Here is a 21,515-nt window from a genome sequence, read left to right on the forward strand (position 1 = left end):
TCACCGCCGTACTACCACCCCGGCACGGACGCCCCGGAAATCCAGTACATGATGGAACGCCGCGCCGCCCTGGGCGGCGCGGTGCCGGAGCGCCGGTCCAGCCACGAGGCGGTTGAACTGCCGGACGCGAAGTCCTACGAGGTGGCCAAGCGCGGCTCGGGCAAGCAGCAGGCCGCCACCACCATGGCCTTCGTCAGGCTCCTGAAAGACCTCATCAGGGACAAGAAGTTCGGGCACCGGATTGTGCCCATAGTGCCGGATGAATCGCGCACGTTCGGCATGGACGCGTTCTTCCCCACCGCGAAGATCTACAACCCCAAGGGCCAGAACTACCTCTCCGTGGACCGGGACCTCGTCCTGGCCTACAAGGAATCCCCCGCCGGCCAACTGATCCACCCCGGCATCAACGAAGCCGGCGCCGTGGCAGCGTTCACCGCCGCCGGAACCGCATACGCCACCCACGGCGTCCCCCTGGTCCCGGTCTACGTGTTCTACTCCATGTTCGGCTTCCAGCGCACCGGCGACGCTTTCTGGGCAGCAGCAGACCAGATGACCCGCGGCTTCATCATCGGCGCCACCGCAGGCCGGACCACCCTCACCGGCGAAGGCCTCCAGCACGCCGACGGCCACTCCCCGCTCCTGGCCTCCACCAACCCGGCAGTGGTCACCTACGACCCCGCCTACGGCTACGAAATGGGCCACATCATCCGCGACGGCCTCGAACGCATGTACGGAGACAATTTCGACGGCGGCCCGGCAGGCTCGGAAGACCGGAATCTTATGTACTACCTCACGGTGTACAACGAGCCCATCACCCAGCCCGCCGAACCGGAGAACCTCGACGTCGAAGGTGTGCTGAAAGGCATTTACCGGGTGTCGGCGTCGGACGTTGAAGGTCCCAAGAGCCAGGTCCTGGCGTCCGGTGTGTCGGTGCCCTGGGCGCTTGAGGCCCAGCGCATCCTCGCCGAGGACTGGGGCGTCTCCGCAGACGTCTGGTCCGTCACGTCCTGGAACGAACTGCGCCGCGACGGCCTTGCCGCCGAGGAAGAAGCATTCCTGAATCCCGGCAACCCGGCCCGGATCCCCTTCGTAGCCACCCAATTGGCTGAGGCGCAGGGTCCCATCGTGGCCGTCTCGGACTACATGAAGGCCGTCCCGGACCAGATCCGCCAGTTCGTGCCGAACCAGTTCGCAACGCTCGGTGCCGACGGCTTCGGCTTCTCCGACACCCGCGCCGCAGCCCGCCGCTACTTCAAGAACGACACCCACTCCATCGTCGTGAAAACCCTGCAGATGCTCGCTGCGAGGGGCGAGGTTGAGGAGGGCGCACCGCAGTACGCCATGGACCGCTACAAGCTCCTGGACGTAAACGCCGGGACCACAGGCGGGGCCGGCGGCGACGCCTGACGGGGTCCGGCCGGGGCGTTATGGTGAGGCTATGGGGAACACGGACGAGATCAGGACCACAGGTGTTGTGCTCGCGGCCGGCGCCGGGACCAGGCTCGGCAGGGGGCCCAAGGCCCTGCTCCCCTACCGCGGCCGGCCGCTGGTGGAATCCGTCGCGGCAGCGCTGCTCGACGGCGGCTGCCGCGAAGTGGTGGTGGTGCTCGGCGCCGGCGCTCCGGACGTCTCAACCATCGCCGAGCTGGACCGCTACCGGACTGTGGTGAACCATGAATGGCAGTCAGGGATGGGCAGTTCTTTGTTGCTCGGCAACGCCAGCGCCGACCCCGCCCACCATCTGATGGTTGCGCTCACGGACCAGCCGGGTCTCGCTCCCGCAGCGGTGGGGCGGCTGCTGGCAGCCCACCGTCCGGGCCGGGTCACCGCAGCTGCTTACAACGACTCCGATGCCGCACGGCACAATGCAGGCGGCATGCTCCGGCGCGGGCACCCGCTTGTCATCGACGTCGCACTCCGCGCATCAATGGCGGAGACCGTAACAGGCGACGCCGGGGCACGCCGTTTCCTGCAGGCGTATCCGGAACTGGTGGACGAGGTGGACTGCAGTGACTTGTCCACGGGAGAAGACGTTGACACCCCGGAGCAGCTTCACCTGCTGGGTTAGAACGCCTTACTGTGCCACGCCAGTGAGGATCAGTTCCTCCAGTCCGCGCTTGAAGCCGGACCGCCCGCCGTGGGAGGGATGCCGGACCTTCGGCACCTCCATGCCGCTGGAAAGCAGGCTGCGGTGTGCCACGTTGCCCACTGCCACCACGGTTTCGATGCGGAAGATTTCTGTCAGCGCCTGCCAAAACGGCGTGCCGAGCCTGGCTTCAATTGTCCGGGGCGTGCGGTTGGACTGCGGTTTGCCGGGCATGTGGGTATGCCAGGGGCACGCACTCCAGAGCAGGGGGAGGAACTCCAGTTCCGCCAGGACCTCCCACATCACCGTCGCGGTGGGCTCGGCCGCCACTCCCGCAGCCTCCGCGGGCAGTGCGTACCCCTTTGCCGGCCCAAACAAGCCGAAGCTGTTGGCCGGTCCCTGGAACATGGTGCGGTTGGTGAAGGGAACTCCGGTGATCCTCATGCCCCGAAAACCCGGTGCCTCGCCGAGCAGCAGCACCTTCGGGGAGCGGTCCAGCATCTCCTCGAGGTAGAGCTCAAGGTTGCGCCGGCGCAGCGCATTTGCCGGCTCGCTGTGGTCAAGGAAGTTGTTGAGCCCGGGTCCCGAAGGCACGGTGGAGAGCCGCTCCACTAAGGTGCTGACGGACGTTGCTGTCATTCACCCTCCCGCTGCCGGGTTCACCGGAAAGGGTCCTTCCGGCTACCAGCGCGGGTGGATGGCGTCGCGGAAGTAGTGGTCGTAGATCCAGCGAACCCCGCCGTCGAAATCTTCATCAACAGCGAAACCAGCCGCGGCAGCGTTGGCCGTCGCCTGCTCCACATTGCGGGCGCCGGGGATCACGGTGCTGACGCCGTCCTGCGCGGCGATCCAGGCGATGGCAGCCTGAGCCGTGCTGGCGCCGGCCGGGACCAACTGTTCGAACTCGGCCACAGCCTTCAGCCCGAGTTCGTAGTCCACACCCGAGAACGTCTCGCCGACGTCGAAGGAGTCGCCGTTGCGGTTGTAGTTCCGGTGGTCGTCCTTGGCGAAGGTGGTCTCCTTGGAGTACTTGCCGGAGAGCAGCCCGGAAGCGAGCGGCACGCGGGCGATGATGCCCACGTTTGCTGCCTTCGCGGCGGGAAGGACCTCGTCCAGGGGCTTGAGCCGGAAGGCGTTCAGGATGATCTGCACGGAGGACGTACCCTCGTGGCGGATCGCTTCCAGCGCCTCGTCGGTGCGTTCAACACTGACGCCGTAATTGCGGATGGAACCTTCGGCAACCAGGGTGTCGAGGGCGCCGTAGACCTCGGCGCTGCTGAACACCGGGGTGGGCGGGCAGTGCAGCTGGACCAGGTCCAGGGTGTCGGTGCCCAGGTTCTTCCGGGAGCGGTCCACCCACTGCCGGAAGTTTGCCAAGGTGTAGTTCTCCGGCCTCTGGTCCACACGGCGGCCCATCTTCGTGCCCACCGTAATGCCGTGGCCGGGGTTGTCCGCGAGGAACTTCCCGATGGCCTGCTCGCTCTTGCCGTCACCGTAGACGTCGGCGGTGTCGAAAAAGTTCACCCCCGCTTCCACGGACGCCGCAAGGATGGCCCGCGCCTGCGCCGGGTCAACATGGCCCCAGTCCGCGCCAAGCTGCCACGTGCCCAGCCCCACGATGGACACGTTCCGTCCGGTCTTGCCTAAAATCCGCTGTTCCATCCCATGACTATATGGTGTGGCCGGTCACCTTCCGGAATTTAACGGGTCCCCGGCCCTGCTTTGTCGATGCGGAGCGGTCCCTCTCACCTTGCGGAGTGTTCCAGCCTGGGCACCAGCCCCGCTTCCCTGAGCCCCAGGTAGATTTTGTCCCGCGCGATGGGCAGCGAAGCGAAGCGCACCCCCGTGGCGTTCCGGATGGCGTTCGCCAGGGCGGGGGCCACCGGGTTGAAGGGGCTCTCGCTCATGGACTTGGCACCGAGCGGCCCCAATGTGTCGTTGGTGTCCGCGAAGTACACTTCGCTGCGCGGCACGTCCGCAAAGGTGGGGATGTGGTACTGCCGCAGGATGTCAGTGGTGACCCGCCCGGCGTCATCAATGACCACCTCCTCATACAGCGCGGCGCCGATGGCTTGGGCAATCCCGCCCTCGATCTGGCCGCGGCACTGGCGCGGGTTGACCACCACGCCGGCGTCCGCCGCCTGCACGCTCTGCAGGATCTTCAGTTCGCCCGTGCCCCGGTTCACCGCCACCCGGAAGCCGTGCACGTTGAATGCCACGGACCTGGGGGTGCCGCCCCAGCGTCCTTCCGCTGCGAGTTCGACGCCAGCTTCCGCAGCCGCCTGCGCCAGTTCAGCGAGCGGCACAGGCGTTCCGTCGCAGACTACCGAGTCGCCGTCGAGGACGCAGGCGGAGGCCTGGGTCTGGTGGATCCCGGCGGCAAAGGCCCGGATCCGGATGGCCAATTCCTCTGCAGCGGCCAGGGTGGCCTTTCCGGCCACCACCGTGCCGGCAGAGCCAAAGGCGCCGGTGTCGTGCTCGATCAGGTCTGTGTCCGACTGGCGGACTGAAACCAGGGCGGCCTTCGTGGATAAGGCTGTGGCGGCCAGCTGGGCGTGGACGGTGGTGGTGCCGTTGCCGAACTCGGCGGTTCCGACGTCGGCCTGGTACGTCCCGTCCGGCAGGAGCCGGAGCCGGGAGTGGGCAAAGTGGCCGCGCGGAGGGACGGTGTCGATCATGGAGAGCGCCGTCCCCTCCCCGGTGAGCCACTCGGGGCCCAGCTCGTCCAGCCCGGCAGCCCGGTAGCGTTCCCGGCCGCGGGCCAGGGCGTCGCGGACCAGGCTCAGGCACTGGTCCAGCCCGTAGCTGCCGTAGTGGACGTCCTCCTCGGGCTCCGGCTGGGTTGACAGCATGCGGTCCCCCTCACGCACCATGTTCCGGCGGCGGAACTCGAACGGATCCATGCCGATGCCGGCGGCGAGCTCGTCCATGGCGGACTCGATCGCGAAAATCATCTGGCTCAGGCCGTAGCCGCGGAACGCCCCGGCCGGAACCGTGTGGGTGTACATGGCGTGGGCGTCCACCTTTTTGTTGGCACAGTTGTAGACGCTCAGGGATTCGCCGCAGCCGTGGAACATCACACCGGGACCGTGGTTGCCGTACGCGCCGGTGTTGGTCAGGACATCGAGCTCCAGGGCGGTCAGCCTGCCGTCCACGCTGGCGCCGGCCTTGAGCTTAATAGTGAACGGATGGCGGGTGGTGGTGGCGGTGAACTGTTCCGTCCGCGTCAGTTCGAGCTGGACGGGCCGGCCCAGTTTCAAGGCCGCGAGCGCCACGATGTCCTCGGTGAGCACCTCCTGCTTGCCGCCAAAGCCGCCGCCCACCCGGCCGGCCACCACGTGGACCTGCTCCTCCGGCAGCCCGAAGACCCGGCACAGCGTGCGGCGGACCAGGAATGGGACCTGGCTGGAGGTGCGGACCTGCAGGCGCCCCTCGCCGTCGACGCTGGCGATGGCAGCGTGTGTTTCCAGGGCGACATGCTGGACGCGCTGGGTGCGGTAGGTCTGTTCGTGGATGAAGTCAGCTGCGGCAAAGCCTTCCGCCACGTTTCCCAATTCCGAGTGGAGCTCGGCCACCACATTGCGTTCCGGCGCGGAAATGCGCGACGCCGGCCCGTCCTTCTCCCCGTGCACCAGCGGCGCGCCGGGCACCAGCGCGTCCTGCGGCGAGAAGACGGCTGGCAGTTCCTGGTACTGGACGTCCAGTGCCCGCACCCCGGCTTCGGCGGCAGCCACCGTTTCCGCCACCACAGCGGCAACCCGCTGGCCGCGGAACCTCACCACGTCATCCAGGACGCGGGTATCGTCCGGATCATCTGTGAAGAGTTCATGCTGGGCCGTGGAAAACAGCTGCTCCGGCGCGTCCTGGTGGGTAAAAACGGCCACCACACCGGGGACCTTCAGCGCTGCATCAGTGTGGATCGAGAGGACCTTGGCATGGGCGTGCGGCGAGCGCAGGAGCTTGAGGTGGAGCAGACCCTGCAGCTGGCCGGCTGGTACGTCGAGGGTGTAGCGGGCGGCGCCGGTGACCACTGCCCGGCTGGCAGGTGCCGGGACGTCGTCGCCCAGCTGACCCGGTTCGGGATCGGGCTGACCCTCCCCCGCGATCCCGGAGCCCTGCCCCTTCGGATCCGGGTGTCCGGCGTGCCCACAGACGGCGTCCGAGATGGCCCGGTAGCCGGTGCAGCGGCAGAGGTTGCCTTTGAGGTTCCGGGGCAGGTTCTCCTTTTGGTCGTCGTCGAACGTTGCGGCCGTCATCACCATCCCCGCAGTACAGAAACCGCACTGGAACCCCTGACGCTCCATGAACTGCTGCTGGACCGGGTGGAGCCCGGTGCTGGCTCCGCCTGTGGCCGCCGCCAGGCCCTCAATCGTGGTGATCTCATGCCCCTCGGCGCGGACGGCCGGGTAGATGCAGCTGTGCACGGGAGTGCCGTCCACGTGGACGGTGCAGGCCCCGCAGTCGCCACCGTCGCAGCCCTTCTTCACGCCAAGGTTGCCCTGCTCGCGCAGGAAGGTCCGCAGGCACTGCCCCGGGCGGGGCGGGGCGTCCGCGGGAATGCCGTTGATCTCGATGGCCATGCTCAGGCCCCTTCCTGCTGTGCGTAAAGCCCACGGTCTGTAGGCGGCCAAAAGTCCCCGGATACCCGGAGCCCCGGTGCCCCCTCGGGAGCAGCGAGTTCGGCGCGGATTTCCTCTGCGAGGCGGTATGTCATGTCCCGGCGCCAGGCCGGCAGGCCGTGAATGTCGTTGTGATAAAGGTCGGCGGGGATGGCTCCGTCGATTGCGGCGGCCAGCCCGTCGGCGTCCGGAAGCCCGTCAAAACGGAGTTGCACGGGCCTCTTTGTGGCGGCGGTGACCGTCAGGACCAGGCGGGTTCCGCCGTCGAGCCTTCCGATCAGCAGCACCCCGGACCTGCCCAGGTTACTCAGGGACAGCCGGCGGAACGCCACGCGGGAAGCAAGGGCCGACGCCGGGAGGTGGACGCTGCGGAGCAGCTCGCCGGGTGCCAGGCAGTTTGCGGCCTCGCCCGTGACGAACTCCGTCACCGGGACGCTGCGGCTGGCGCCGCCGGGGCCGAGGATGGTGGCAGTCCCGTCCAGTCCGGCGCAGAGCGAGATGACGGGGCCGGCGGGCAGGGAGGTGCAGAGGTTGCCGCCCACAGTGGACATGTTCCACACCTTGAAGGAGGCAACAAAGGAGTCGCAGCACGGCCGGACCAGGTCCAGGGCAGGCCAGCTGGAGCCGGCGGCTGCGGGCGAGCCGGGGAGGTTGTAGAGTTCGGCGACGGTGCAGGTAGCTGCGAGCTCAATCCCGGCATCGCTAACTGTTACGGGAGTCCAGCCCGCGTTGCCGAGGTCCAGCAGCCGCTTCAACGGCTGGGGCCCGAACGCGAAGCTGCCATAGGAGAAGAGGACGGTGCCGCCGGCCAGCCAGGCGTCGCCGTCGCGCCATTCCGAGGGGTCGGTGGTGGGGACCACCGCCTCGATGGTGTTCATGTCCATGCGATCTCCTGCTGCAAAGTGTGGGTGGGCGCCGGCCGGGCGGCGCGCTGTTGGTGGATGGGGCCGGAAGTTTCCCTCAACGGCTGATGGCACGCGGCGGGATGACGGGCGGCAATGATTTCGGCCAGGACGGAAACCGCCACTTCAGCCGGTGTCACGGCGCCGAGGTCCAGGCCGAGCGGTGAGTGGAGCTGGGCGATCCGTTCGGGGCGGACCCCGCTGTCCAGGAGTGCGCCCACGCGCTGGACGTGGCTGCGCCGGGACCCAAGGGCTCCAATGAAGGCGACGTCCAGTGCCAGGGCGGTCTCCAGCAGGGGAACGTCGAACTTGGGATCGTGGGTGAGGACGCAGATCACCGTCCGGGAGTCCACCCGTCCCGCCGCCGCTTCTGCTGCGAGGTACTGGTGGGGCCAGGCGGTCACCACCTCATCCGCAATGCCGAACCGCGACTGCGAGGCAAAGGCCGGCCGGGCGTCCACCAGGGTGACGCGGTAGCCCAGCGGTTTGGCGGCCGGGAGCAGCGCGGCACTGAAGTCGTTGGCACCGAACGCCAGCAGGCGCGGGGGCGACAGACGGGACTCCACTAGGAGGGTGGCTTCCCCGACGCACACGCCCGGTCCGGCCGGCTGCAGGATGCCGGTGGCGCCGCTGCGCAGGAAGGACTCAAGCTGCACCATCCGCGCGCGGCCCGCATCGGGGTTTCCGGGGTCGCCCAGCAGCGCGCCCAGCTCCAAATGTCCGGACATGCAGGCGGACGCCGGATCCGGCACGACGACGGCCCCGCTGCCGCCAGCATCCGCGCCCACGTCCAGCCTTCGGACCAGTGCAACCGGCTCGTCAGGCCCGTAAACCGCCAACTGCAACACCGCTGCGCCCAGGCGGCAACCCACTTTGCGATTGACCGGCTGGATATGCACGTCCAGCTCGCCCCCGCAGGTGAGCCCGACGGCGAAAGCATCGGCGGCGCTGTAGCCGAACGTTTCGAGGCGCGTGACGCCGTCGTCCATTGATTCCAGCGCCGCCGCCACCACGGCCCCCTCAACGCAGCCGCCCGAGAGGCTGCCCAGGACGGCGCCGGATTCGGACACGAGCATGGTGCTGCCGACGGGCCGCGGGACGGAGCCGCCGGCACGCACAATGGTGGCAACCGCGAAACGCTGTCCGGTCAGGGCCGGAGCCCAGCCGGTGAGTGAAGGGATCAGGTCAAGCATGGCGGCACTCCTTCTTCCGCGCTGCGGTGGTGTCCATATTGTCGTTCCTATCGGGAGCCGGGCCAAGCTTTTGGCCCCGGCGCAGGGGAAATTGCTGCCTGTCAGGACATCCGCACCCGGGTCACGGGTGCGGATGTCCTGGCGGCGGGGCACAGGTCTGGGGAAACTTCGGTCAGGCGCCGAGCAGCACGTTGATGGGTCCGCGGGCGAAGTAGACCAGGAAGCCGGCGCTGACCACCCACATCAGCGGATGGATCTTCTTCGCCTTTCCGGAGGCCGCGCCGATGATGGCCCAGCTGATGAAGCCCACCCCGATGCCGTTGGCGATCGAGTAGCTCAGCGGCATGGTGACGATGGTGAGGAATGCCGGAAGTGCCACGGTGAATTTGTTGAACTTAATCTCGCGGATCTGCGCCATCATCATCGCGCCCACCACCACCAGGGCCGCGGCGGCCACCTCGAGCGGAACCACGCTGGTCAGCGGCGTCAGGAACATCGAGCCCAGGAACAGGACGCCGGTCACCACTGACGCCAGACCGGTCCGGGCGCCTTCGCCAATGCCGGCGGCGGAGTCGATGTACACAGTGTTGGAGGAGCCGGAGGTTGCTCCGCCTGCCACGGCGCCGATGCCTTCCACGATGAAGGCTGACTTCAGCCGGGGGAACGTGCCGTCCTTGTGGGCGACGCCGGCACTTTTAGCCAGGCCGGTCATGGTGCCCATGGCGTCGAAGAAGTTGGTGAATACCAGGGTGAACACCAGCATGGTGGCGGCAAGCCCGCCGATCCTGCCGAACGCGCCGAACAGGTCGAACTGTCCCACCAGGCCCAGGTCCGGGGCGGACACGAGTTGTCCGGAGAGTACCGGGGTGTTCAGGTGCCAGCCGCCGGGGTTGCTGTCGCTGGCCGGGCCGATCTTCATGACTGCTTCCACGATTGCGGCCAGGAAGGTGGTGGCCACAATGCCGATCAGCAGCCCGCCCTGGACTTTGCGTGCCACCAGGATGCCCATGGCCAGCAGGCCGACGACGAACACCAGCGTGGGGACGGAGGTGATGGAGCCGCCATTGCCCAGCTGGACGGGCGGGCCGCCCGTCGTCGCCTTGACGAAGCCGGAGTCCACAAACCCGATGAACGCGATGAACAGTCCGATGCCCACCGTGATGGCGGCCTTCAGCTCCTTGGGGACGGCCCGGAAGATGGCGGTCCGGGCACCGGTGATGCCGAACAGCACGATCAGGATGCCGTTGATGACCACCAGGCCCATGGCTTCTGCCCAGGTGACCTCCTGGATGACCGACACGGCAAGGAAGGAGTTGATGCCGAGTCCGGCGGCGAGGCCGAACGGCAGGTTTGCGACGAGTCCAAAGAGGATGGTCATGACCCCGGCGGTGAGTCCGGTGACTGCACCGACCTGCGCAGCGGAGAGCCAGCCCCCGGCGACGTCGGTGGGGGCATTGCCTGCGCTGAACCCGCCCAGGATCAGGGGGTTGAGGATGACGATGTACGCCATAGTGAAGAAGGTGACCAGGCCGCCGCGGAATTCGCGGGCCAGGGTGGAGCCACGCTGGGTGATCTGGAAGAACCGGTCAAGGAAAGAGTCCGACGCCGGCGGTTGGGGAATGCCCGTGGCGGGCTGTGGCGTGCGTGCGGTTGGAGCCGAATGCTCCTCGTGGGAGTTGTCCAGGATGGTCATCCCAGCCGCCTAGTAGTCAATCCTGGTGTCGAGTGTGTTCCAGGTGTTGAACGGTTCCAACGGGGCCGGGGCCTGTGGATCGTCCAACTCCAGCTTCGAAACCGGCATCAGGGAGTTCCTGTCCTGGTTTTCGAAGTATTCATAGAAGACAGCGTCATCGAAGCCCACGGACGCGGCGTCGTGCCGGTCGGCGGCGAAGACAACCCGTTCAACCCGGGCCCACAGCGCGGACGCCAGGCACATGGGGCACGGCTCGCAGCTCGTGTAAAGGACTGCTCCGCTGAGGTCGAAGGTGCCGAGTTCGCGGCAGGCCGTGCGGATGGCGGTGACTTCGGCGTGGGCGGTGGGATCGTTATCCGCGGTGACCCGGTTGACGCCGTCGAACGTCCGGCCGTCAGCCGTGACGATCATTGCGCCGAAGGGTCCCCCGCTGTTCAGGACGTTGGCCGTGGCCAGCCTGATGGATCTGGCCAGAAATTCTTCGGCCGTGACGGTGGTACTCATGATGCGACTCCCTTGATGGGAAGCCTGAAGCCCGTTGCAGGACCAGTAGAACCAGGTGCGACGGTTACCAGGCTTCAGCATGTGCTGTGAAGGTTAAGTTGCGCCTGGTAGATAGCTTCCCGAAGTCCGGGTGCCCGCCTTTGGCAAGATCGAGATTAGCACCGGAATGTGGGCTGCGCCATAGTTTTCTGGAATTTTAATTTCGTAATGTGAAATCCAGGTTTCGCGCGCTTCACTTCCCCTGGTCATAATCATGACGCCGTTGACGCTGCGGCCCGAGGCGTCCTAGCCTTGGTCCCAGCCGCGCTGCCTTTGGAGATACTGCATCCCGGGCACGGCAACCTGGATCAGCAGACAGGGCCTCACTGAGCTGGAATGACACCACCACACTCAGACAAGGACCGCCATGACGCCACCCATCGCAACAGCTTCCCGCCTGTGGATCCGGAATCCCCAGGCCGCTTTTACCGCCAACACCTTGGACGCCTCAGGCGGGGTAGTGGTCAGCGGCGGGACCATCGTGGAAGTACTCGCCGCCGGGCAGATGCCTTCCGAGCCCTGCAGCGAGGTCTTCGACGCCGGCAGCCACGTGCTGCTGCCGGGACTGATCAACACGCACCACCACTTCTACCAGACCCTCACCCGTGCCTGGGGTCCCGTAGCGAACGCCCCGCTGTTCCCGTGGCTGCAGAACCTTTATCCGGTATGGGCCCGGCTCACGCCACGGGACCTTGAGCTCGCTACCACGGTTGCGCTCGCCGAACTCCTGCTTTCCGGCTGCACCACGGCGGCGGACCACCATTACCTCTTCCCGGGCGGGCTGGAAAACGCGATCGACATCCAGGTGGAGGCGGTGCGCCGGCTGGGGATGCGGGCCACCTTGACGCGCGGGTCCATGACGCTCGGAACGGACGACGGCGGCCTGCCGCCGCAGTCCACCGTGCAGGCACCGGAGGTGGTGCTGGCCGACAGCGAGCGCCTGGTGGGCAGGTACCACGAGCGAGGGGAGGACGCCATGATCCAGATTGCCCTCGCGCCCTGCTCACCGTTCTCGGTGACCAAGGAGATCATGGCCGAAAGTGCTGCGCTCGCGGAGCGGCTGGACGTGCGACTGCACACGCACCTCGCCGAGACGCTGGACGAGGAGGATTTCTGCCGGGAGATGTTCGGGCTGCGCACCGTTGACTACCTGGACAGCGTGGGCTGGCTGACGGACCGCACCTGGTTGGGCCACGGCATCCACTTCAGCGACGCCGAGATCGCCCGGCTCGGTGCCGCGGGCACCGCCGTCGCGCATTGCCCCACCTCCAACATGCGGCTGGCGTCCGGCACTGCGCGGGTCCTGGAACTGGAGGACGCCGGGGTTCCCGTGGGGCTGGGAGTGGACGGCTCGGCGTCGAACGATGCCTCGAACATGATCATGGAAGCCCGGCAGGCGCTGTACCTCCAACGGCTGCGCTACGGAGCGGACGTTCCGGTAGAGCGGGCACTCAGCTGGGCCACGCGCGGTTCGGCCGCCGTCCTGGGCCGGCCGGGACTGGGCCAGCTCGCCCCTGGGATGCAGGCAGACCTGGCCCTCTTCCGACTGGACGACCTGCGCTTCTCCGGCAGCCACGATCCCGTGGCCGCGCTGCTGCTGTGCGCCGCCGACCGGGCGGACCGGGTGATGGTGGGCGGGCAGTGGCGTGTTGTGGATGGCCGGATTCCAGGGCTGGACCTGGCGGGCCTTATCGCTGAGCACTCGGCGGCTGCGCGGCGGCTGGTGAACGGCTGAGCCCGAGACACGGACAGCACCCCCGACGCGGTAAATGCCAGAGGATGCGGAAAAGGACTGGCGATACCTATATGCGGGTGTCGCCAGTCCTTTTGCGCATCCTCAATGCGTTTGCGCGTCGCCAGCCTGGTCCATGGGCTCGGACTGCGGGCTAGGAGCGTCGGCCGAAGCCGGGAAGTCCGTGAACCCAACGCGAAAAGCGGCCGGGAACGTGCTCCCGGTCTGCCGGCAGGTAGAAGTCCGGGTCAGTCCCACCGCCAAGGGGGAGGTAGAACTCCTGGACTGACGGTGCCGCCGTTGGTGCCGGTGCAACCGGCGTGCTGTCCTGCTGGTACATCTGATCCTCCTCCAAGGGGTTATTGACTTCCATAAGGTGGAAAATAACTTTTGTTATGTGGAATAGCGTAGCCGGTCGCCAAAGGCTCAGTCAATGGCTCCGCTGCGGTTGAGGGGCGGCCAGTCACAAACCAGATTTTCAACTTGTGATGTACACCACCGGCTTGCGGGGGTACGCTGGATGTCAATTCGTGGTGTAAGTCACGTAACCTGGGAGCAGCAGGCAGGGTCGTAATGAGCTGGCATCAATGGATGCCGGCTCTTTTTTGTTGGGTCGGCTCCACCGGAAACGCGCTTGAAACGCGCGCTTAATTTCAGTGATGGAACCTAGGTTCCACTTACCGGAAGTTGGGAACAGACCATGAGCAGCAAGATCATCCTCGGCGAAAACCAGTACGGAAAGGCCGAGGTCCGGGTCGTCAAGATCACCCGCGACAGCGACCGCCACGAAATCGAAGACCTGAACGTCACCTCGCAACTGCGGGGAGACTTCTCGGCCGCCCACCTCGAGGGCGACAACGCCCACGTGGTGGCCACGGACACCCAGAAGAACACCATCTACGCCTTCGCCCGTGACGGCGTCGGCTCCCCGGAGGCATTCCTGCTTCGGCTCGGCGGGCACTTCACCTCCAGCTTCGACTGGGTTACCGGCGGCCGCTGGGAAGCTGAGTCCTACAGCTGGAACCGGATCCAGGCCCATGGCGCAGAGCACGACCACTCCTTCGTGCGCAACGGCCAGGAAGTCCGCACCGCCGTTCTGGTCCGCGACGGCGCCACCACCCACCTGATCTCCGGGCTCAAGGACCTGACCGTCCTCAAGTCCACCCAGTCGGGCTTCGTGGGCTACCCGAAGGACAGGTACACCACCCTGCCCGAAACCACGGACCGCATCCTGGCCACCGATGTCTCGGCCCGCTGGCGTTTCAAGACCGGCACCGACTTCAGCGCGCTGGACTTCAACAAAAACTACGACGACGTGAAGGGACTCCTCCTCGAAGGCTTCACCGAAAAGTACTCCCACGCCCTGCAGCAGACCCTGTTCGACATGGGCACCAAAGTCCTCGAAGCACACAGCGAGATCGACGAAATCAAATTCTCGATGCCCAACAAGCACCACTTCCTCGTTGACCTCTCGCCGTTCGGCCTCGACAACCCCAACGAGGTCTTCTACGCGGCCGACCGCCCCTACGGCCTGATCGAGGCCACCGTCCAGCGCGACGACGCATCCCCCGCGGACATCGCCTGGTCAGGCATCGCCGGCTTCTGCTAACCCGCAATCACCGCCCACCGGTCCGGAGTTTTTGGGCAGATACAAAGACCTCAGCGCCCCTGACGTCACGATACGTGTCCAAAAACTCCGGCCCCAAAATCACCTCACGTCTTTCAGCCACACCGTTAGCCAGACCCCGTTAGCCAGACAAAGTCGTCTGCCATGAACCAAGAAAGTCTGCCATGAACATCAGAAAGAAACCGGCCGCGGCCATCGCCGGAAAAGGCCAGCAGTCAGCCAGGCCAGAGGACCAGCGTCTACCCATCGCCAGCACTTTTGCCTACGGCTTCCAGCACGTCCTCACCATGTATGGCGGCATCATTGCCCCGCCCCTGATCATCGGCGCCGCCGCCGGCATGTCCTCGCAGGACATCGGCCTCCTGATTGCCGCCTGCCTGTTCGTCGGCGGACTTGCCACCATCCTCCAGACCATCGGCGTCCCGTTCTTCGGCTCCCAGCTGCCGCTGGTCCAGGGCGTCTCCTTCGCCGGCGTCTCCACCATGGTTGCCATTGTGCACGGCGGCGGCGGTATCCAGGCGGTGTTCGGGTCCGTTATTGCGGCGTCGCTGATCGGCCTGCTGATCACCCCTCTGTTCTCGAAGATCATCCGGTTCTTCCCCCCGGTGGTCACCGGCACCGTCATCACCACCATCGGGCTCACCCTGATGCCGGTGGCGGCCAACTGGGCCATGGGCGGCAACAACAAAGCGGAAAACTACGGCAGCATGGCCAACATCGGCCTGGCCGCTGCCACCATGGCCATTGTCCTGCTGCTGAGCAAGGTGGGCAGCGCGGCGATTTCCCGGCTGTCCATCCTGCTTGCCATGGTCCTGGGCACGCTGATCGCCTTTGCGTTCGGCATGGCTGACTTCTCTAAGGTGGGCCAGGGCGAAATCGTGGCCTTCCCCACCCCGTTCGCCTTCGGGCCGCCGGTATTCGAGATCGCCGCCATCATCTCCATGCTCATCGTCATCCTGGTAACCCTGACCGAAACCTCCGCGGACATCATTGCCGTCGGCGAGATCGTCGGCACCAAAGTCGACTCCAAGCGCATCGGCGACGGCCTCCGCGCGGACATGCTCTCCAGCGCCGTCTCCCCGCTGTTCAACTCCTTCACCCAAAGCGCCTTCGCCCAGAACGTGGGCCTGGTGGCCATCACCGGAGTCAAGAGCCGCTTCGTGGTCAGTGCCGGCGGCCTCATCCTGGTGATCCTCGGTCTGCTGCCCGTCCTTGGCCGGGTCGTCGCAGCGGTGCCCACGCCTGTCCTCGGAGGTGCCGGCGTCGTACTCTTCGGCACGGTGGCAGCCAGCGGCATCCGCACCCTCGCCAAGGTGGAGTACAGGAACAACATGAACCTGATCATCGTGGCGGCATCCATCGGGTTCGGCATGATCCCCATTGCCGCTCCGGCGTTCTACGATCAGTTCCCGTCCTGGTTCGGCACCATCTTCCACTCCGGCATCAGCTCGGCCGCCATCATGGCCATCCTGCTGAACCTGCTGTTCAACCACCTCAAGGCCGGCAACTCGGAGAACCAGTCAGTGTTCGTGGCCGGAACCGGGCGTGTGGTCCGGGAAGAGGACCTCAAATGCCTGGCCGACGGCGACCGCTTCGAAGGCGGCAAGCTCATCGACTGCGACGGCAAGGAAGTCCCCGTCCAGTCATCCGAAAAGGCTTCAGACCACTAGCAGCAAACGCGAGATGACAGGTCACAGCAAGGTTCCACAAGAACATTGCTGTGACCTGTCATCTCGCACATTAAGAACGACGACGGGGTGCGGGTGGGGAACGACGGCGGGGTGCCGTTGGGTGCGTTAAGTGCGGTTGAGCTCCAGGGAGATCGCCTCGGCCGCCTCACGGAGGACCGGCACGGCCTTGTCGGCAAAGTGCTCGTCCACCCGGGACACCGGGCCGGAAACGGAAATCGCCGTGGGGGTGGGGGCGTTGGGCACGGCCATGGCGAAGCAGCGGACACCCAACTCCTGCTCCTCCTCGTCAATGGAGTAGCCGCGTTCCCTGATGAGCTTGAGGTCGGCCAGAAGCTCATCGACGTCGCCGATGCTCTTGACCGTAGGGGTAGGCATCCCGGCGCGGGTGACGATGCCGCGGACCGTGTCGTCGTCCAGCTGCGCCAGGATGGCTTTGCCGACGCCGGTGGCGTGGGTATGGGCTCGGCGGCCCACCTCGGTGAACATGCGCATGGAGTGCAGCGACGGCACCTGCGCCACATAGATCACCATGTCCGAGTCGAGCACCGCCATGTTGGAGGTTTCGCCCAGCCTGTCCACCAGCGTTTTCAGCTGCGGACGGGCTACGGCGCCGAGCTGCTTGTTGGCTCCCTCGCCCAGCCGGATGAGCCGCGGGCCGAGCGCGTACCGCCGGTTCGGCAGCTGGCGGATGTAGCCCAGCGACACCAGCGTGCGGAGCAGGCGGTGGATCGTAGGCAGCGGCAGGTCCGTGGACGAGGACAGCTCGCTGAGGGTGACGTCTCCGCCGGCATCAGTGATCAGTTCCAGCAGTTCGAAGACGCGCTCAACGGATTGGACGCCACCTGCGGCTTTTTCAGCCATGTACCAGTCTCCTGTGGACTCGGATTCCGACAAGTCTTATCCGCATCGTGAAAAGAATTGCCCTAATGCTCTCAAGATACAGCACTGGTCAGGCTGAAGCGATGAAGGGCAAGACGGGCTTGTAATTCCACAAAGTAGATAATAATATCCATAATACGAAAACATTCGGATTTAGCAGCTGCCCGTTACGGGCCCAACAGGAGGACATTCAATGGCGAACCCCAGCCCCGGAAATTCGATCACCCTGCGCGTGGAAGCACCGTCGAGCTTCAGCGCCACCAGCGAGCTGGCCGCGGCGGTAGGCGCCGCCGGCGCCGCCATCACCGCCTTGGACGTCAGCGAGTCCCACCACGAGACACTGGTCGTTGACGTCACCTGCAACACCACCGACGACGAACACGCCGGCAGGGTCAAGGATGCCCTCAACGCGCTCGACGGCGTCACCGTCCAGCACGTATCAGACCGCACCTTCCTGATGCACCTCGGCGGCAAGCTCGAAGTCGTCCCCAAAGTAGCCCTGCGCAACCGCGACGACCTCTCCCGCGCCTACACTCCCGGCGTCGCACGCGTCTGCCTCGCCATCGCCGAGGACCCGGCAGCGGCCCGCAACCTGACCGTCAAGCGCAACACCATCGCCGTGGTCACAGACGGTTCAGCGGTGCTGGGCCTGGGAAACATCGGCCCGGCGGCAGCACTGCCCGTGATGGAGGGCAAGGCAGCCCTGTTCAAGCAGTTCGCCAACGTGGACGCCTGGCCCGTCTGCCTCGATACGCAGGACACCGAAGAGATCATCCGGATCGTCAAGGCCCTGGCGCCCGTCTACGGCGGTGTGAACCTCGAGGACATCGCCGCCCCGCGCTGCTTCGAAATCGAGAACCGGCTCCGCGAGGAACTGGATATCCCCGTGTTCCACGATGACCAGCACGGCACCGCCATCGTCACACTCGCCGCCTTGGTTAATGCACTCCGCGTTGTGGGCAAGAAGCTGGACGAGGTCCGGATCGTTGTCTCCGGCGTCGGTGCAGCCGGTTCCGCCATCATCCAGCTCCTCAAGGCCCAGGGCGCCCGGCACATCATCGCCGCCGGCCGCTCCGGTGCCATCCACGGTGGCGAAACGTACGGGGACGAGCACCGCAGCTGGATCGCGGCGAACACCAACGAAGAGGGCTTCGCCGGCACCCTCCACGAGGCGCTCGTCGGTGCGGACGTGTTCATCGGCGTCAGCGCGCCGCACGTGATCGGCGAGGAGCAGGTGGCCGCCATGGCGGAGGACGCCATCGTGTTCGCCATGGCCAACCCCACTCCGGAGATCGACCCCGTCATCGCATCCCGCCACGCCGCCGTTGTGGCCACCGGCCGGAGCGACTTCCCCAACCAGATCAACAACGTGCTGGCCTTCCCCGGATTCTTCCGCGGCCTGCTCGACGCCGGTGCCTCGGACATCACCCCGGAGATGCTGGTGGCCGCCGCGGAGGCGATCGCCAACCGGGTAGCTGACGAGGAGCTCAATGCCAGCTACATTATCCCCAGCGTCTTCGATCCCCATGTCGCCGCCGATGTTGCCTCAGCGGTCGCCGCTGCCGCCCACAACGCGAACGTGGCAGCCGCGGCTGCTGTAGCAACGGAACCCGAAGCCGCCCTGGCCAGCGCCTGATTCACCGCCTGACTTCAGCACAAGGAAAGGACCAGAAATGGCCATCACTGTCACAGATCCCCGGCCCATCGAGCGAGCGGAGGAGATCCTCTCCCCCAAGGCGCTGGCCTTTGTGGAGGAGCTGCACACCCGCTTCGCCGGCACCCGCAACGAACTTCTGGCCGCCCGTGCCGTCAAGCGGCAGCGAGTGGCGGACACCGGCAAGCTGGACTTCCTGCCGGAGACGCAGGACGTGCGCGACGGCGACTGGAAGGTTGCGCCCGCGCCCGCACCGCTGCAGGACCGCCGGGTGGAGATGACCGGGCCCGCGTCACCGGCGAAGATGGCCATCAATGCACTGAACTCAGGCGCCAAGGTGTGGCTCGCGGACCTCGAGGATGCCAGCACCCCCACCTGGGGCAACGTCGTCGACGCCATCCTGAACCTCCGCGACGCCGCCCAGGGCACGCTCAGCCACACCTCGGACGAGGGCAAGGAATACAGGCTCCGCACCGACGCGCCGCTCGCCGTCGTGGTGGCCCGCCCCCGCGGCTGGCACATGCCGGAGAAGCACCTGCTCATCAACGGTGAACCCGCCGTGGGTGCGCTGGTGGACTTCGGCCTGCACTTCTTCCACGTGGCCAAGCAGTTGGTCCTCAACGGGCAGGGCCCGTACTACTACCTGCCCAAGATGGAGAGCCACCTTGAGGCGCGACTGTGGAATGACGTCTTTGCCTTCGCCCAGGATTACCTGGGACTGAACCAAGGCACCGTCCGCGCCACCGTCCTGATCGAGACCATCCCCGCTGCCTTCGAGATGGACGAGATCCTTTACGAGCTGCGGGACCACGCATCAGGCCTCAACGCTGGCCGCTGGGACTACCTGTTCAGCATCATCAAGTACTTCCGCGACGCCGGCGAGGAGTTTGTCCTCCCGGACCGTGCCTCTGTTGTAATGACCGCGCCGTTCATGCGGGCCTACACCGAACTGCTGGTCAAGACCTGCCACCAGCGCGGTGCCTTCGCGATGGGCGGCATGGCAGCGGTCATCCCCAACCGCCGGCACCCCGAGGTCACTGAGGCGGCCTTCGCCAAAGTCCGCGCCGACAAGACGCGCGAGGCGAACGACGGCTTCGACGGCTCTTGGGTTGCGCACCCGGACCTGGTCCCGACGTGCCGTGAGGTGTTTGACTCCGTGCTCGGCGACAAGCCGAACCAGCTGGACAAGCAGCGCCCGGAAGTTTCCGTCACTGCTGAGCAGCTCCTGGACGTGGCCTCCGCCGACGGCCAGGTGACCGAGGCGGGCCTCCGGCTGAACCTTTACGTCGCCGTTGCCTACACCGCTGTATGGCTGTCCGGAAACGGCGCCGTGGCCATCCACAACCTGATGGAGGACGCCGCCACCGCGGAAATCTCCCGCTCGCAGGTGTGGCAGCAGATTCGGAACAAGTCCGTCCTCGCTGACACCGGCAACACCGTGACCCGGGAGCTGGTGGAGCGGATCCTGGGCGAGGAAACCGAGCGGCTGCGCACCGAATTCGGCGACGAAGCCTTCCGCCGCTACTACCAGCCGGCCAGCGAACTGATCGCGGACATCTGCCTCTCGGAGGACTACACGGATTTCCTCACCACCCCGGCCTACGAACTGGTGGGCTGAGGCATGGCTGTACCCAAGCCTTCGCTTTCCGCGCGGGACCTGGCGAACATCGACGGGCAGCTGGCCGCCACGGACCGCCTGCTGGAGCAGAACTACCCGGGCGACGACGGCTCCCGCCAGCCCGTCCACACGGTGTACGTTCCCGCGGACCGGTTCACGCCGTCGTTCGCTGCCGACTGGGGCGCCGAGGCGCTGGCCACCGCTGCCGCGCACGGCTGCCTGGAGAAACTCGGCGCGCTGCTGGGCCAGGACGCCGGCCTCGCGGAGGCCGTGGCCTCACGCGTCGAAGCGAAGCTGGCCAGCGAACCGATCGAGGACCTGCGGCTCGACTTTGAGGACGGCTTCGGGGACCGGGGCGACGACGCCGAGGACAGTGCCGCTGTTGCCGCGGCATCCGCTGTGGCCGCCGCCGTCGCTGCCGGCTCCGCTCCCCCGTTCATCGGAATCCGGTTCAAGTGCTTCGAGGCGCCAACCCGGTCGCGCGGGCTGCGGACGCTGGATCTGTTCGTCTCGGGCCTCGCCGCGGCCGGCGAGCTGCCCGAGGGGCTGATCCTTACCCTGCCCAAGGTCACCACGGTGGCCCAGGTCCAGGCGATGGATTACGCTGTCTCCCGGCTCGAGGAAGCACACTCGCTTCCGGCAGGGCGGCTCCGCTTCGAGGTCCAGGTGGAGACGCCGCAGCTGATCCTCGGGCCCGAGGGCACGTCCCCGGTAGCGCAGCTGCCGCATGCCGTGCCCGGCCGGATCAGCGGCCTGCACTACGGCACCTACGACTACTCCGCTTCGCTGGAGATCTCCGCCGAGTACCAGTCCATGGAGCACCCGGTGGCGGACTTCGCGAAGGAAGTGATGCAGCTGGCCGTGGCCGGCACCGGCATCCGGCTCTCGGACGGATCCACCAACATCATTCCGGTGGGCGACAACGTGGAGAACGCCTGGCAGCTGCACGGGCGCCTGGTCCGGCGGTCGCTGGAACGCGGCTACTACCAGGGCTGGGACCTGCACCCGGCCCAGTTGCCCAGCCGCTTCGCCGCCACCTACGCCTTCTACCGGCAGGGGCTTCCCGCCGCAGCCGCCCGGCTGCGGAACTACGTGGAACAGACAGCAGGCGGCGTGATGGACGAGCCCGCCACCGCCCGTGCCCTGGCAGCCTTCGTGCTGCGCGGCGTCCAGTGCGGCGCCGTCGGTGCCGATGAAGTCCAGGCGCTCGCCGGCGTCGGAATCTCCCAACTCACTGCGCTGGCCCACCCTCGGCTGCCGCAGGCCACTTCGAAGTAA

At 66.6% G+C, this 21,515-nt stretch carries 17 protein-coding genes; 8 read left to right on the forward strand and 9 right to left on the reverse strand.

All coding sequences use genetic code 11. The annotated features are described in order from the left end of the window. Together CXQ88_RS19700 and nboR are read left to right on the forward strand one after the other, a co-directional pair. On the forward strand, nt 1-1,407 hold a 1,407-nt coding region (locus CXQ88_RS19700; RefSeq protein ID WP_441296486.1), incomplete at its 5' end, for a transketolase-like TK C-terminal-containing protein. A 31-nt stretch (nt 1,408-1,438) separates the two neighbouring features. After that, entirely contained in the window at nt 1,439-2,068 is a 630-nt protein-coding gene (gene nboR / locus CXQ88_RS19705; RefSeq protein ID WP_104045816.1) for a nicotine blue oxidoreductase, read from the forward strand. Between the two features lie 6 nt (nt 2,069-2,074). Here the strand turns inward: nboR and CXQ88_RS19710 are convergent, their stop codons facing one another. From CXQ88_RS19710 to CXQ88_RS19740, 7 genes are all read right to left on the reverse strand, one after another. After that, nucleotides 2,075-2,725, reverse strand: a complete 651-nt coding sequence (locus tag CXQ88_RS19710) for a uracil-DNA glycosylase (protein ID WP_104045817.1) — start codon at nt 2,723-2,725, stop codon at nt 2,075-2,077. Nucleotides 2,726-2,767: 42 nt separating this feature from the next. Next, the gene (locus CXQ88_RS19715; protein WP_104045818.1) at nt 2,768-3,748 is read right to left on the reverse strand and encodes an aldo/keto reductase; all 981 of its coding nucleotides are present in this window, start codon (nt 3,746-3,748) and stop codon (nt 2,768-2,770) included. Nucleotides 3,749-3,831: 83 nt separating this feature from the next. Beyond that, a complete protein-coding gene (locus CXQ88_RS19720) occupies nt 3,832-6,666 on the reverse strand; it encodes a molybdopterin-dependent oxidoreductase (protein ID WP_104045819.1) in 2,835 nt (944 codons plus the stop codon). A gap of 2 nt (nt 6,667-6,668) precedes the next feature. Next, nucleotides 6,669-7,589 (reverse strand): FAD binding domain-containing protein, encoded by a 921-nt coding sequence (locus CXQ88_RS19725; protein WP_104045820.1) that lies wholly within the window; start codon nt 7,587-7,589, stop codon nt 6,669-6,671. After that, a complete protein-coding gene (locus CXQ88_RS19730) occupies nt 7,580-8,800 on the reverse strand; it encodes an XdhC family protein (RefSeq protein WP_104045821.1) in 1,221 nt (406 codons plus the stop codon). The genes CXQ88_RS19725 and CXQ88_RS19730 overlap by 10 nt, the downstream gene beginning before the upstream one ends. 172 nt (nt 8,801-8,972) lie before the next feature. Then, on the reverse strand, nt 8,973-10,493 hold the full coding sequence (locus CXQ88_RS19735) for an NCS2 family permease (RefSeq protein WP_104045822.1): 1,521 nt from the start codon (nt 10,491-10,493) through the stop codon (nt 8,973-8,975). A gap of 9 nt (nt 10,494-10,502) precedes the next feature. Then, nucleotides 10,503-10,997: a nucleoside deaminase gene (locus CXQ88_RS19740; protein WP_104045823.1), complete on the reverse strand. Its 495-nt coding sequence runs from the start codon at nt 10,995-10,997 to the stop codon at nt 10,503-10,505. Nucleotides 10,998-11,403: 406 nt separating this feature from the next. Between CXQ88_RS19740 and CXQ88_RS19745 the strand changes: the two genes are divergently transcribed. Further along, nucleotides 11,404-12,771: an 8-oxoguanine deaminase gene (locus tag CXQ88_RS19745; protein WP_104045824.1), complete on the forward strand. Its 1,368-nt coding sequence runs from the start codon at nt 11,404-11,406 to the stop codon at nt 12,769-12,771. Nucleotides 12,772-12,922: 151 nt separating this feature from the next. Here the strand turns inward: CXQ88_RS19745 and CXQ88_RS19750 are convergent, their stop codons facing one another. Beyond that, nucleotides 12,923-13,108 carry a hypothetical protein gene (locus CXQ88_RS19750; RefSeq protein ID WP_104045825.1) on the reverse strand — a complete coding sequence of 62 codons (186 nt, stop codon included), beginning with the start codon at nt 13,106-13,108 and terminating at the stop codon, nt 12,923-12,925. 360 nt (nt 13,109-13,468) lie between these two features. Here CXQ88_RS19750 and pucL point away from each other — a divergent pair, with 360 nt between their 5' ends. Both pucL and CXQ88_RS19760 read left to right on the forward strand, forming a co-directional pair. Then, nucleotides 13,469-14,377 carry a factor-independent urate hydroxylase gene (gene pucL, locus CXQ88_RS19755; protein WP_104045826.1) on the forward strand — a complete coding sequence of 303 codons (909 nt, stop codon included), beginning with the start codon at nt 13,469-13,471 and terminating at the stop codon, nt 14,375-14,377. 182 nt (nt 14,378-14,559) lie between these two features. Further along, nucleotides 14,560-16,065, forward strand: coding sequence for a nucleobase:cation symporter-2 family protein (locus CXQ88_RS19760; RefSeq protein ID WP_104045827.1), 1,506 nt, complete (start codon nt 14,560-14,562; stop codon nt 16,063-16,065). A gap of 126 nt (nt 16,066-16,191) precedes the next feature. Here the strand turns inward: CXQ88_RS19760 and CXQ88_RS19765 are convergent, their stop codons facing one another. Further along, nucleotides 16,192-16,947, reverse strand: a complete 756-nt coding sequence (locus tag CXQ88_RS19765) for an IclR family transcriptional regulator (protein WP_104045828.1) — start codon at nt 16,945-16,947, stop codon at nt 16,192-16,194. 211 nt (nt 16,948-17,158) lie between these two features. Between CXQ88_RS19765 and CXQ88_RS19770 the strand changes: the two genes are divergently transcribed. The 3 genes from CXQ88_RS19770 to CXQ88_RS19780 are packed head-to-tail and all read left to right on the forward strand — an operon-like array spanning nt 17,159 to nt 21,515. Then, nucleotides 17,159-18,601 carry an NAD-dependent malic enzyme gene (locus CXQ88_RS19770; protein ID WP_104045829.1) on the forward strand — a complete coding sequence of 481 codons (1,443 nt, stop codon included), beginning with the start codon at nt 17,159-17,161 and terminating at the stop codon, nt 18,599-18,601. A 37-nt stretch (nt 18,602-18,638) separates the two neighbouring features. Further along, the gene (gene aceB, locus CXQ88_RS19775; protein ID WP_104045830.1) at nt 18,639-20,237 is read left to right on the forward strand and encodes a malate synthase A; all 1,599 of its coding nucleotides are present in this window, start codon (nt 18,639-18,641) and stop codon (nt 20,235-20,237) included. Between the two features lie 3 nt (nt 20,238-20,240). Continuing rightward, on the forward strand, nt 20,241-21,515 hold the full coding sequence (locus CXQ88_RS19780; protein WP_104045831.1) for a DUF6986 family protein: 1,275 nt from the start codon (nt 20,241-20,243) through the stop codon (nt 21,513-21,515).

It is taken from the genome of Arthrobacter sp. ZGTC412 (assembly GCF_002929215.1).
Classification (GTDB): domain Bacteria; phylum Actinomycetota; class Actinomycetes; order Actinomycetales; family Micrococcaceae; genus Arthrobacter.

Bases quoted from the DNA above. Each gene is read 5' to 3' on its own strand.
- nboR (WP_104045816.1), top strand. From the start codon at position 1,439: ATGGGGAACACGGACGAGATCAGGACCACAGGTGTTGTGCTCGCGGCC.
- CXQ88_RS19710 (WP_104045817.1), bottom strand. From the start codon at position 2,725: ATGACAGCAACGTCCGTCAGCACCTTAGTGGAGCGGCTCTCCACCGTG.
- CXQ88_RS19715 (WP_104045818.1), bottom strand. From the start codon at position 3,748: ATGGAACAGCGGATTTTAGGCAAGACCGGACGGAACGTGTCCATCGTG.
- CXQ88_RS19720 (WP_104045819.1), bottom strand. From the start codon at position 6,666: ATGGCCATCGAGATCAACGGCATTCCCGCGGACGCCCCGCCCCGCCCG.
- CXQ88_RS19725 (WP_104045820.1), bottom strand. From the start codon at position 7,589: ATGGACATGAACACCATCGAGGCGGTGGTCCCCACCACCGACCCCTCG.
- CXQ88_RS19730 (WP_104045821.1), bottom strand. From the start codon at position 8,800: ATGCTTGACCTGATCCCTTCACTCACCGGCTGGGCTCCGGCCCTGACC.
- CXQ88_RS19735 (WP_104045822.1), bottom strand. From the start codon at position 10,493: ATGACCATCCTGGACAACTCCCACGAGGAGCATTCGGCTCCAACCGCA.
- CXQ88_RS19740 (WP_104045823.1), bottom strand. From the start codon at position 10,997: ATGAGTACCACCGTCACGGCCGAAGAATTTCTGGCCAGATCCATCAGG.
- CXQ88_RS19745 (WP_104045824.1), top strand. From the start codon at position 11,404: ATGACGCCACCCATCGCAACAGCTTCCCGCCTGTGGATCCGGAATCCC.
- CXQ88_RS19750 (WP_104045825.1), bottom strand. From the start codon at position 13,108: ATGTACCAGCAGGACAGCACGCCGGTTGCACCGGCACCAACGGCGGCA.
- pucL (WP_104045826.1), top strand. From the start codon at position 13,469: ATGAGCAGCAAGATCATCCTCGGCGAAAACCAGTACGGAAAGGCCGAG.
- CXQ88_RS19760 (WP_104045827.1), top strand. From the start codon at position 14,560: ATGAACATCAGAAAGAAACCGGCCGCGGCCATCGCCGGAAAAGGCCAG.
- CXQ88_RS19765 (WP_104045828.1), bottom strand. From the start codon at position 16,947: ATGGCTGAAAAAGCCGCAGGTGGCGTCCAATCCGTTGAGCGCGTCTTC.
- CXQ88_RS19770 (WP_104045829.1), top strand. From the start codon at position 17,159: ATGGCGAACCCCAGCCCCGGAAATTCGATCACCCTGCGCGTGGAAGCA.
- aceB (WP_104045830.1), top strand. From the start codon at position 18,639: ATGGCCATCACTGTCACAGATCCCCGGCCCATCGAGCGAGCGGAGGAG.
- CXQ88_RS19780 (WP_104045831.1), top strand. From the start codon at position 20,241: ATGGCTGTACCCAAGCCTTCGCTTTCCGCGCGGGACCTGGCGAACATC.